Raw genomic sequence first — 11,184 nt, 5'->3', positions numbered from 1 at the left:
AAATATATTATCGCCGTTGATGAAATTGGGAATTTCTTGCTCTCAAAAAAAGAATTGATGGTTGTTTTCAGACAGATGTATGAAAATGCAGAGCATTTTCACATCATTGTTAGTATGCAGTGATGTACCTGCTCTTATATGCGGTGCTCATCTTTCCTGATCTGCTTATTGTGAGCCGCACAGAATACACTCCTTTCTGTGTAAATGTGTAGACCGGATTCTTCTGATACGAATAACCACCGTCACCAAAGTTCCATGCCCATGTAGTGGGTTGTCCAACTGAAGTATCAATGAACTGTATTCTTAATGGGATTCTCCCACTCACTGGTGATGCCATGAATGAAGCAGTCAGAACACCTGGCTGTTGGGTAGGTGAGGGCGTGACCGTTGGTGATGGGGAAACCGATCCTACCGCAGAAGCTGCATTTAATCTACCTCCTGTTGCAACTTTACCAGAGAGTGAACTGAGTTTATCTACCGTGCTTAAGATCCGATCCCTTATCTGGTTCTTTGACATTGAGGGATTAGCAGCCTTGAGCAACCCGGCAACTCCTGATACAAAAGGTGTTGCCATGGATGTTCCTGAAAGATACTGGTACTGGTTATTTTTGTATGTGCTGTATATCGTCACTCCTGGTGCTGCAAGATCAACTGAAGACGGGCCATAGTTTGAAAAACTTGCTAGATTGTCTTTGCTGTCTGTTGCTGCTACTGAAATGATGTTACTGCTACTCATCGCTGCCGGGTACTGTGGATTTGTGTCTGAGTTCTGGCCGCTGTTTCCTGCTGCACAGACAACGACAGCAGATGATGCATCTATTGCATCCTTGAGTGCCTGAGTATACTGGGTTCCTCCCCATGAATTTGAGATTACCTGGGCTCCCATTTTGTTTGCATACAGGATGGCAGAGATTGCGTCAGATACACGTCCGTTTCCTGATGAGTCAAGGAATTTCAGTGGCATTATTTTCGCATTCCAGCAGACCCCAGTGATGCCGATGTTATTGTTACCTACTGCTGCGATGGTCCCTGCACAGTGTGTTCCATGTCCGTGGTCATCCATCGGGTTGTTGTTGTTTGAGACAAAATTCCATCCCCTGACATCATCGATGTATCCATTTCCGTCGTCATCAATTCCGTTGTTAGGAATTTCACCCGAATTTGTCCAGATGTTTGCAGCAAGGTCAGAGTGGGTATAGTCAACCCCGGTATCAACCACTGCGATTATCACAGAAGATGAACCTGTTGTAGTTCCCCATGCATCTGATGCTTTAATATCAGCGCCAGATTTTCCATAGAATGGTGCCTGACCAGAATTCTTCAGACCCCATTGAAGTGAGAAACTTGGATCATTTGGTGTCCGCATAGATGCCATCTCAACACTTTCTACCTTTGCTGACACTTTGTCTGCTTGCTCCGGCGGCAGTGAGACCAGATAATCAGGTTCTGCATAGAGAACATTTGGGTTGGCGGCGTACTCCTGAATAGCCTTGTTTACAGGAACGCCTTTAACCTGAACGACCTGCATTCCAGGAAGACCTGCCTCAGAGTAATCAGTCATCACCGATGCACCGACTTCAGCATTTGCTATTGACATCACTGAAGGCAATGCCGACATGGTTCTTATTGTGTCGGTTTTGTATCGTACGATCACACGTTCAGGTACATATTCTGCAGAAACCTGAAGAGGTGATGAAGATTTAACCTGTACTGAGTTCTTTCCTATGAGTGCTGTTTCAGCAGACACTGAAGCATTGATATGTTCCTGACTATCGGACAGATTCTTAAGAGATGAATTGTTCTCAAGAACTCCCGATGTTTCTAAGTTTGCTTTACCTGCCAGAGCGCCTGGACTCAAAATTGTGAGTATAACCAACGTCCAGCATAGCATTGTAAAAAATCTGTAATTCATACCCTCATCCCGCGAATTCTATTCCTAATCCTCTATTAACTTTATAGTACCTAGAAGTTTCTCATATCTGGACATTTTTGTATGAATAATATGAGCATCTGTCTGTGAATTTTGACTAGGATACTCAAATATGCCACTAACCTGGTTATTATCTGATTTTACATCCAGGATGTCGATATCTCTACACATTGTATTATGATTGCTGAAATTGAAATACCGGTAGGACTACATCAATATAACAGATCCGGGTTCCGGGTTTAGGGAGCTATCCATCTATGGGTGAAATACTCTGCCCGAAATGCAATTCAAAAGACACTGAATTTGACGATCTCGTCACTACTGAAAGCGGCAGCATGATCGCAAAATGCAGCTGCAATGCGTGTAAGCATAAATGGGAAGCTCCATTTGGTCTCTAATCGCTTCCAATACCAGCGGGGTATCTCCCTGTATATGATATTCCAGAGGTTCTTACTAATCTAAAAAAAGGTTGAGAATAAAAATGGACGACATTAATTGGTGTAAATCTAAATCATATAGCATTGGCGCCATTCTATTGGCATTACTGATTCTGGCCTGGGGTATTGTGTGGCTTGGTAATGACAGTGGATGGTGGAATATCAGATTCCCATTTTGGCCTGTGCTTGCAATTCTGATTGCTCTTGGCATTCTTCTTCATGAAGTGCGCAAGAGTTTCACGTAAGGGTTAAACTTTTTTCCATATTCCGCTGGTGTTTACTGACACCTTTTTTGGGCATTTTTTGAAATGATCCCCATGAAAAGGCATTCATCAGCTGCTATCTGCTCAACACCTTCATAATTACCGACCGGGATATCGAGGCCTCTTACCAATACCGCCGGTATCCCTTCATCTGCTTCTCCCATTAATAGTTCGGCAGCAGATGCAATACTGTCAGCAATAGCTCTCCTTGTGACCTTGAGTTCCCTGCCGAAGAGATCTTTTTTCCCCCGTTCATCAAGAACTGATGGAATCCCTGAGCACCCTATTGCAACTCCACTGCATCCATACCGCATGGGGTGTGTTCTTGAGTCAATAACCAGAACAGCCACCGAGGCACCTGTCATCTGGAAAATTTCCTCCCTGATTTTTTTCGCACTCATATTGGGATCTGCGGGAAGAAGGGAGACCATACCATCTGGTGCATTTGATCCATCTACACCAGCGTTGGGCAAAAGGTTTCCTTTTGAGGTACAGAGAAGAAATCCGGGGATACCTCCTACTATTTCATCAGATTCGCTGATCACGATCTCAGCAAGCCTCGGATCCAGTTCGTACTGTATGGCAAGCTCATCCGCCTCTTTTGAGGGAGTCACCCCTGCAAGACTCACGAGTCTACCCTCTGAGGTTGCAAGCGCAGATTCGGCTATCACCAGAATATCGCCATCAGTCAGAGTGATTTCCTGCTTTTTTATTCCTGATAACAGTAAAGGCAGGATCTCTTCTCCCTGATGAATGAGCCCGGTTTTGATACCAAACAGACTACAGGACGGTGTCAATTGTATTCCTCTCCAAGTGCTGACAATACTTCTATCAGATCTTTAGTCTCTGGTATATCGTGAGTTCTGATCATTGCGGCTCCTGAATGGACGAGTCCGGTTGTTACTGCCAGGGTTGCAGCCAGGCGGTTTTCGGGTCCTCTTCCCGTCACTGAACCCAGAAATGATTTTCGTGAAACCGCTGCCAGAAGGGGTCTATCAAACACTGATAATTCGTGAAACCGTCTGCAGAGCTCAAAATCAGCATCCGGGTTTCTCTCTGGTATCCATCTTCCGACTCCGGGATCCAGAACATATTCCCCGATTCCTGCTTCTTTTGCACGGTTGGTTACAGCCTCCAGGGCAAGTACTGTTTCCTGAAAGTTCCGGCAGTCACCGGGGGTATGATTTGTTGCCATAAGAATTCCCGGGATCTTGTGTTCTCCCATTATCTTAGCAATTTCCTGATTGGCAAGTCCTGAAATATCGTTTACAACATGAACGTCATGGTTGAGGGCTGCTTGCAGAACTTCAGGATGCATGGTATCAATACTAATAGATATTCCCGATCCATCTAGTGTTTTCAGTGCCGAAATGAGCCGATCTTTCTCTTCAGCCACTGAAATAATTCTGCTTCCCGGGGCAGTGCTGCGCCCGCCAATATCAATAATGTCTGCTCCCTGCTCAACCATTATTTCGGCTTTTATCCTTATCTGCTCATCAGGGACATATGAACCGGAAAAAAAAGATTCAGGGCTTATATTAATAATGCCCATGAGCACAGGTCTGCCCCTGCCGACCCTAATCTTGTTTATTGTGCAGGTTTGCATCGTGAGAGGGCAGCTTCCAGGGTATTTTCCATCAATGAAGCGATCGTCATCGGTCCAACTCCTCCGGGAACCGGTGTAATCGCACCAGCAATTGAACTAACTGCCTCAAAGTCCACATCCCCTCGCAGTTTACCATTTACATGGTTTGTCCCGACATCAATCACAGTTGCACCGGGTTTAACCATGTCAGCAGTTACCATGTCGGCTTTTCCTGCCGCACTGATGATAATATCTGCCTGTTTAGTTATTGAGGCGAGATCCCTGGTTTTACTATGACATATGGTTACTGTTGCATCGGCAAGCACGAGAAGCAGGGCCATCGGTCTTCCGACATCAACACTCCTTCCGATGACGACTGCATGGGCACCTGACGTTTGTATCCCATATTCTTTCAGGATGGTCATGATTCCCTTGGGTGTACATGATCTCGGACCTGGCAGCCCACCGACAAGTTTTCCCATATTTATGGGATGATATCCGTCAACGTCTTTTTCAGGTGATACTGAGTTGATTACCTGATGTGTGTCGATTTGGGATGGCAGTGGAAGCTGGACAAGAATACCATCAATATCTGGATCTTCGTTGAGTTCCTTTAAACGGTCCAGGACATCGCTGGTTGTTACAACACCTGGGAGTTGAACATTTACTGACTTTATTCCGATCTGGTCACATGCCCGATGCTTCATCCGAACATACATGGCTGATGCCGAATCATCTCCCACGAGAACGGTTGCCAGGGTGGGGATGATTCCCCTTTTCCGGATATCTTCTTTCAGGAGTTCAAGCCTGCGATCAGCGAGTCCTTTTCCGTCAAGTATCATACAAGATCCGGATATAGTGGGAATTTGCTGGCCATTTCCTTTACTTCTTGTTCGATCTTTGCCTGGAGTGCTTCATTCTTAATATCCTTGATCACTGCAGCAATCCAGTCTCCGATCTGTCTCATATCCTCTTCCTTCATTCCCCTGCTTGTAACTGCCGGAGTTCCTATCCGTAGACCGCTGGTGACAAACGGACTTTTGGTCTCATTTGGAATGGTATTTTTATTGACAGTTATGCCTGCACAGCCGAGTGCCTTCTCAGCTTCGAGCCCGGTGAGGCCAAAGTTGGTGAGGTCGAGAAGACAGAGGTGATTGTCAGTGCCTCCTGATACCAGTCTCACTCCGTGTCCTTTCAGGGTTTCTCCGAGTATCTGGGAGTTCTTCACTACCTGTTCAGCATATTTCTTGAACTCTTTGGTAGATGCCTCTTTGAAACAGACAGCCTTTGCTGCAATAATGTGCATGAGAGGACCGCCCTGCATTCCTGGGAACACTGCCTTATCAAGAGGCTGTGCCCATTCCTTGTCACAGAGCACAAATCCCCCACGTGGACCGCGAAGAGTTTTATGAGTGGTAGAGGTGGTGAATGTTGTCTTTCCTACCGGGCTTGGGTGAATGCCTGCTGCACAGAGTCCGGCAATGTGTGCGATGTCTGCAACACAGTATGCATCAACATCATTAGCGATCTCGGCAAATGCCTTGAAATCAATCTCCCGTGGGTAGGCACTGGCTCCACAAACGATCATTTTAGGCTTGATCTTTTTTGCCATCTCGGCGATGACACCGTAGTCCATCCTCTCGGTGTTTAAGTCAACACCATACTGATGGGCTTCATAGATAATACCTGAAAAATTCACTGGAGATCCATGTGAGAGATGGCCACCCTGAGAGAGGTTCATTGAAAGAATTTTGTCCCCGGGTTTAATTGCACTAAAGTACACTGCCATATTGGCCTGGGAACCAGAGTGGGGCTGCACGTTAGCGTGTTCTGCTCCAAAGAGGGAACAGACGCGATCCCGTGCGAGATTCTCTGCCATGTCATGAAATTCACAACCACCGTAATATCGTTTTCCGGGATATCCCTCTGCATATTTATTGGTCAGGATCGATCCCATGGCTTCAAGAACAGCCTGACTGACCAGGTTCTCTGAAGCTATGAGTTCAAGTCCGTTAATCTGACGGGATTTTTCTTTTTCGATGATCTCTGCAATTTCTGGATCGATCTTTTCCAGATAGGCCATGTGCATACAAATACTCTCTAAGAGGGTAATATGGTTTCGAGGTGTAGACCTGCATCTCGTTCATTGTCTCATCCCGTTTGTTCTTCTTCTGAATCTGGAGTCCTGAAAGATGTAAGACACGGTAATATGCGTTCAAAATTTCGCTTGTGGTGCATGCTAATATATATGTATTATGCGAATATTGGTACATAATCTGGGATTTGGTCAAAAGAACGATGGAGGTAGGAAGATATGAGTGATGATGGGTATGCGAACTCTTCCCCGGAAGACAGAACTGAACGGTTAGAACGACGGGTGTCAGAATTAGAGGCACTATTAAAAGGTCTGACCGATGAGATGCTCGATATGAAGGCGGTTGTTATGAAGATCAAGAAGGATCAGCGTCCTGCACCGGTCATTCAGGTAGTAACACCACCAGCCCCTTCCCGAAATAAAGCACCCAGGTCTGAAGAAGATAGTGCCGATTCTGTGGCATCCGCCGCTCCATCACAGCCTCCCCGTGAAAAGGTCACCCTGAAGATGCAGCCGGACGGGACTTTAGCACCTGTCCGCGATACTGGTGAAGATATCATTATAGCTTCGGCTCGTGACGCCCGTCTCAAGGGAAAGGATGGAGGAGATCGGAACCGAAGCGATCTCATCATTGCTGAAGATGTAGATCCGACAGAGAAGAAATAATCGTCAACCTGGTGCCCGGGCTTGCATATCACTCATTTAGAGACTGATAATTTTAAGTCGTTCGGCAGAAAGACCAAAATCCCTTTATTCCCCGGCTTTACCGTTATATCCGGACCTAATGGTTCGGGTAAAAGCAATATTATTGATAGTATCCTTTTTGTCCTTGCCCTCTCATCTTCTCGTTCTCTCCGTGCGGAGCGGCTGACTGATCTGATCAACCTGAATTCAGGGAAAAATACTGCAGAAGTTGAACTGACCTTTTCTGACGGGACTGTCATTAAGAGGCGGATAAAACGGACTGACAGTACCTACTATAATTATCTGTACCTGAATGGCCGTCCCTGCAGGCAGGGAGATCTTCTTGAATTTCTTGCCCAGCGGGGAATTGTCCCTCATGGGTATAACGTCGTTATGCAGGGAGATATCAACCGGATCATTGAGATGAGTGATCTGGAACGAAGAAAGATCATTGATGAGATAGCAGGGGTGGCGGAGTTTGACCAGAAAAAAGCCCTTGCGTTTGTGGAACTCGACCGGGTCAGAACTAATATCCAGGAACAAAATGCCCACCTGGAAGAACTAACCTTACGACTGTCCCACCTGGAAAAGCAGCGTGTCCAGGCACTAAAATATCGTTCACTCCATGATCGCCTCAAGTACCTGACAAGTTGCCGCTCAGCTGCCAGGCTTGCAGCAAAACAGAAAGAACTTGAAACACTCCAGGACAGCACCAAGGAGGAAGAGAAAGCACTCACCCAGACTGATGCTGATATCTCCTGGACGACCCATGAACGGGATTTTGTAAAGAATGAGATAGCCGGCGTAGATCATGAGATCAGTGCGAAGACCGGCAGTGAATACATGACTCTCATCTCCCGCATTGCAGAAGCGAAGGCTGCAATTGAGGGATTTAAACGTGATATCGAGCGTCAACAGAGAGAGAAAGATGAGAACGACAAGCGGCTTGGCTCGATCTATGGTGAGACGAAAAGACAGGATGAACGTCTCACTCTGAAGAATAACGAGATTCGCGACCTTACGATAGATCGGACCAACCTTGCCATGACTCTGGCGTCGGCAAAAAGTGAGTTCGGTCGCATTGAAAAAGAGATACAGAAGCAGACTGCTGAACACGAGCAGGATGAACAGGCACTCCAGGTTCTCAGGAAAAATATGATCACAAAGAAGGATCAGCGCAGTGACCTTCTTCGTGAACAGGATATTATGATCGAGCGTTCCCGGATGCGAAGTGCTGAGGAAGATCGCCTTCGGTCCAGGGTTGCTCTTCTTCAGCGTGATCTTGCTTCAGGAAAGGTGACTGAAGAGGAAGCATCAAAGAACCTCGAGGCGCTGGAGACTGAAAAGCATGAGTACGATCGGCGGGTTGGACTCCTTGATACAAATCTCTACTCAAAACGCGATGAGCAGGAGCGGCTGAGAAAGGAGATCCGGGATCTGAAGATCGAGATAAACCGCAAGGAAGCTCAGCAACAGGCACAGGGACGGTACGGAAAAGCAATAGAAGCCGTCCTTGCTATGGACGGGGTGTATGGAACCATAGCCAGTCTTGCCCGGTGTAAACCTGAGTATGCAACTGCTCTGAATACTGCAGCAGGTGCAAGGCTCCATTTTGTGGTAGTTGAAAACGATCAGATCGCATCTGATGCTATCCAGTTTCTTAAAGATAATAATCTGGGCAGGGTGACTTTTCTTCCGCTCAACAAACTCAAGGGAAAACCCCTTCCTGAACCCCCTCATGGATCTGAAATCATCGGTTTTGCAACAGATCTCCTCGATTATGATCCCAGGTTTGACCCTGCTTTCAGCGTTGTTTTTGCCGGAACTGTTGTGGTCGATTCTCTTGATCATGCCAGGAAACGGATTGGCTCATTCAGAATGGTTACCCTGGATGGTTCTCTGCTTGAAAAAAGCGGGAGTATGACTGGTGGCAGCATCCGTAAAGAGGCCGGAGGGTTTGGGAGTTCTTTTGAAGATGAACTCCGCCGTTTGTATGCTGATCTTGCAAAGATGAGTGATGATGAGGCCGCTCTCGACGATGCTCTTACCACAGCATCTGCTGAACGAGATGAAGTTCAGAAGAGGAGGATGGATCTGGAAGGTCTCGTCGCCAGATCCCGTGCCGGAGTTGAAGTCGCAATCAGATCCCGGACATCAATGGAAGAGGAGATCAAAAGTCTTGAGGATCAGATTGCAGCAGCCATCGCAGCAGCACCCGGAGGGCCTGAGGATCTTGCTGTACTTGAGGGGAAGATTCGTGGTATCAGTCAGGAAATTTCTTCAATGCAGGGGGAAATTGATGACATTACTTCCCGTCTTGAAGGAACTGGTGTTCCAGCTCTATTTGATCAGATGGATCAGGCGTCCCGTCAGGTTGAGGAGGTTGAACGGCGTCTGCGCAATAAAGAAAATGATATTGCAGAAGCCCAGCGAGAGCGTGGATATATTGAACGGACCATTGCAGAGCAGAAGCAGCAGATGGATCAGATCAGGGAGCAGAGTCAACGGTATGATGCAGGAATGGTCGAGTGTCATGCTTCTATTACCGGAAAAGAGCTGGAGATAAAAGAGACTGAAACGACTCTCTCTAGGTTTTCACGCGATATTGAGGATCTCCAGGTAAAACGAAATGCCCTTGTCAGCCAGGTGGATGATTTTGAAAGCAAGATCAGGGAACTTACCGGAAAGCGTGAACGCATTGCTGTAAAGATTGAGAGTCTTGAGCAAAAGGGTAAGGAGTTATCTGAAGAGATCGCTTCCCTGACTGAAGAGGCAGCCGGGGTCACGACTGATATGGCTCTTGAGGTTATCGAGGAAGAGATGGGCACCGTCGCTCTTGAACTTGACAGAATCGGCGATGTGAATATGCGGGCGATTGAGGAGTATGAGCAGGTTAATGCCATTGCCACTGAGCGGAGAGAGCGACTTGAAGTACTTGGAAAGGAGCTCGAAGAAATTTCAGCCAGGATTGAACTCTTTTCACAGAAAAAATTAGAGGCCTTTAATCAGGCATTCTCAGAGATAGCCCGAAACTTCAGGGAAATATTTGCCAGGCTTACGGTTGGGAGCGGTGAGCTGAAACTGGAGAATGAAGAAGATCCCTTCGTGGGAGGACTTTCGTTTGCAGTTCAGCCACGTGATAAGAAAGTCCATCATCTTGCTGCACTTTCTGGTGGAGAGAAATCTCTCACAACACTTGCGTTTATCTTCTCGATCCAGAAGCACATTCCTGCTCCATTCTACGCCTTTGATGAGGTTGATATGAATCTTGATGGGGCTAATGTAGAACGGATAGCGGATCTCATTAAAGAATTATCCGAAAATTCTCAGTTTATCAATATATCACTGCGAAAGCCGATGATAGATTCAGCGGATAGAATTATTGGTGTGACAATACGGCCGGATAAATCGACCTTGGTGACCGGAGTTTCAATGCATGATTGAAGATCCTGTTGAAATTCTTGTTCAGATGGCTGAACGGGGAGAGATCGATCCGTGGAATGTAAACATTATCGAGGTTACGGACCGGTTTTTTGCCGAGATGGAAAACCAGCGGACTCTTGATCTTCGTGTTTCTGGTCGCACTCTCTTCTATGCGGCAACTCTCCTTCGGATCAAATCTGATTATCTCTCTGTGGAGGAAGAAGATCCAGTTCCTGAAGATGATGGCGAGATCGATGAGGGAGATGGTGACTATGGGCCATCAAGAGTTTCGGGAAACCCGATTCTTTTACTGGAGCATGAGATTGTCAGGCGGCTTGACCGGAAGAGTATGCGTAAACAGCCGATCACTCTGTATGATCTTATTGCGCTGCTTCGAAATGCTGAGAAGGAGGATCGTCGGCGCCAGCGTGATTCATGGGTTCGTGATGACGGATGGTATGCAGAGGATATCGTCTCCATTGCTCATGAAGAAGGGTACCATGAAAGTACAGATGATGTTCTTTTGGAATGTTTCGGTTGCATTGAACGTCAGGATACGGTCACTCTCCGGGATGTTGCAGCCAGACTTGGGTGGCCTGTTTCGCAGGTGTACATTCCGCTTCTGTTTTTGATGCATGACGGTAAGGTGGGTCTGCGCCAGGAGCAGATGTTTGGCGAGTTGTATATCGAGAAACATGCGGGCGATCCTGCGGCCTGATCTGTCGTGGATTGTGATGTGTCAGGTGCTAACCTGCGCTCATCGTTTG

The 11,184-nt window shown here is 46.8% G+C and carries 9 protein-coding genes; 4 read left to right on the top strand and 5 right to left on the bottom strand.

Annotation, left to right across the window (positions count from 1 at the left end):
* Nucleotides 1–109: 109 nt before the first annotated feature.
* Nucleotides 110–1,912 carry a S8 family serine peptidase gene (locus VN429_RS01090; RefSeq protein WP_325628868.1) on the bottom strand — a complete coding sequence of 601 codons (1,803 nt, stop codon included), beginning with the start codon at nucleotides 1,910–1,912 and terminating at the stop codon, nucleotides 110–112.
* A gap of 499 nt (nucleotides 1,913–2,411) precedes the next feature.
* Between VN429_RS01090 and VN429_RS01085 the strand changes: the two genes are divergently transcribed.
* A complete protein-coding gene (locus tag VN429_RS01085) occupies nucleotides 2,412–2,612 on the top strand; it encodes a hypothetical protein (RefSeq protein ID WP_325628866.1) in 201 nt (66 codons plus the stop codon).
* Nucleotides 2,613–2,644: 32 nt separating this feature from the next.
* On the opposite strand, the gene cofE is transcribed toward VN429_RS01085, so the two are convergent.
* The 4 genes from cofE to VN429_RS01065 are packed head-to-tail and all read right to left on the bottom strand — an operon-like array spanning nucleotide 2,645 to nucleotide 6,298.
* Nucleotides 2,645–3,427, bottom strand: coding sequence for a coenzyme F420-0:L-glutamate ligase (gene cofE / locus VN429_RS01080; RefSeq protein WP_325628864.1), 783 nt, complete (start codon nucleotides 3,425–3,427; stop codon nucleotides 2,645–2,647).
* Complete coding sequence (gene folP / locus VN429_RS01075; RefSeq protein WP_325628860.1) at nucleotides 3,424–4,182, bottom strand: dihydropteroate synthase; 759 nt, start codon at nucleotides 4,180–4,182, stop codon at nucleotides 3,424–3,426. The genes cofE and folP overlap by 4 nt, the downstream gene beginning before the upstream one ends.
* 35 nt (nucleotides 4,183–4,217) lie before the next feature.
* Nucleotides 4,218–5,057 carry a bifunctional methylenetetrahydrofolate dehydrogenase/methenyltetrahydrofolate cyclohydrolase FolD gene (gene folD, locus VN429_RS01070; RefSeq protein WP_325628858.1) on the bottom strand — a complete coding sequence of 280 codons (840 nt, stop codon included), beginning with the start codon at nucleotides 5,055–5,057 and terminating at the stop codon, nucleotides 4,218–4,220.
* Nucleotides 5,054–6,298, bottom strand: coding sequence for a serine hydroxymethyltransferase (locus VN429_RS01065; protein WP_325628856.1), 1,245 nt, complete (start codon nucleotides 6,296–6,298; stop codon nucleotides 5,054–5,056). The genes folD and VN429_RS01065 overlap by 4 nt, the downstream gene beginning before the upstream one ends.
* A gap of 231 nt (nucleotides 6,299–6,529) precedes the next feature.
* Between VN429_RS01065 and VN429_RS01060 the strand changes: the two genes are divergently transcribed.
* Genes VN429_RS01060 through VN429_RS01050 form a run of 3 tightly spaced genes read left to right on the top strand, consistent with a single transcriptional unit; the run spans nucleotide 6,530 to nucleotide 11,135 of the window.
* Nucleotides 6,530–6,976, top strand: a complete 447-nt coding sequence (locus VN429_RS01060) for a DUF7518 family protein (protein ID WP_325628854.1) — start codon at nucleotides 6,530–6,532, stop codon at nucleotides 6,974–6,976.
* Between the two features lie 21 nt (nucleotides 6,977–6,997).
* The gene (gene smc / locus VN429_RS01055; RefSeq protein WP_325628852.1) at nucleotides 6,998–10,438 is read left to right on the top strand and encodes a chromosome segregation protein SMC; all 3,441 of its coding nucleotides are present in this window, start codon (nucleotides 6,998–7,000) and stop codon (nucleotides 10,436–10,438) included.
* Nucleotides 10,431–11,135 (top strand): ScpA family protein, encoded by a 705-nt coding sequence (locus tag VN429_RS01050; RefSeq protein ID WP_325628850.1) that lies wholly within the window; start codon nucleotides 10,431–10,433, stop codon nucleotides 11,133–11,135. Before smc ends, VN429_RS01050 begins: the two co-directional genes overlap by 8 nt.
* The last annotated feature ends 49 nt before the right edge of the window (nucleotides 11,136–11,184 follow it).

The organism is Methanospirillum sp. (assembly GCF_035560735.1).
In the GTDB taxonomy this organism is placed as follows: domain Archaea; phylum Halobacteriota; class Methanomicrobia; order Methanomicrobiales; family Methanospirillaceae; genus Methanospirillum.
This window is presented reverse-complemented; position numbering and strand designations above follow the sequence as displayed.

Excerpts from the sequence above, each read along its gene's own strand:
- VN429_RS01090 (WP_325628868.1), bottom strand. The coding sequence starts at position 1,912 with ATGAATTACAGATTTTTTACAATGCTATGCTGGACGTTGGTTATACTC.
- VN429_RS01085 (WP_325628866.1), top strand. The coding sequence starts at position 2,412 with ATGGACGACATTAATTGGTGTAAATCTAAATCATATAGCATTGGCGCC.
- folP (WP_325628860.1), bottom strand. The coding sequence starts at position 4,182 with ATGGGCATTATTAATATAAGCCCTGAATCTTTTTTTTCCGGTTCATAT.
- folD (WP_325628858.1), bottom strand. The coding sequence starts at position 5,057 with ATGATACTTGACGGAAAAGGACTCGCTGATCGCAGGCTTGAACTCCTG.
- VN429_RS01065 (WP_325628856.1), bottom strand. The coding sequence starts at position 6,298 with ATGGCCTATCTGGAAAAGATCGATCCAGAAATTGCAGAGATCATCGAA.
- VN429_RS01060 (WP_325628854.1), top strand. The coding sequence starts at position 6,530 with ATGAGTGATGATGGGTATGCGAACTCTTCCCCGGAAGACAGAACTGAA.
- VN429_RS01050 (WP_325628850.1), top strand. The coding sequence starts at position 10,431 with ATGATTGAAGATCCTGTTGAAATTCTTGTTCAGATGGCTGAACGGGGA.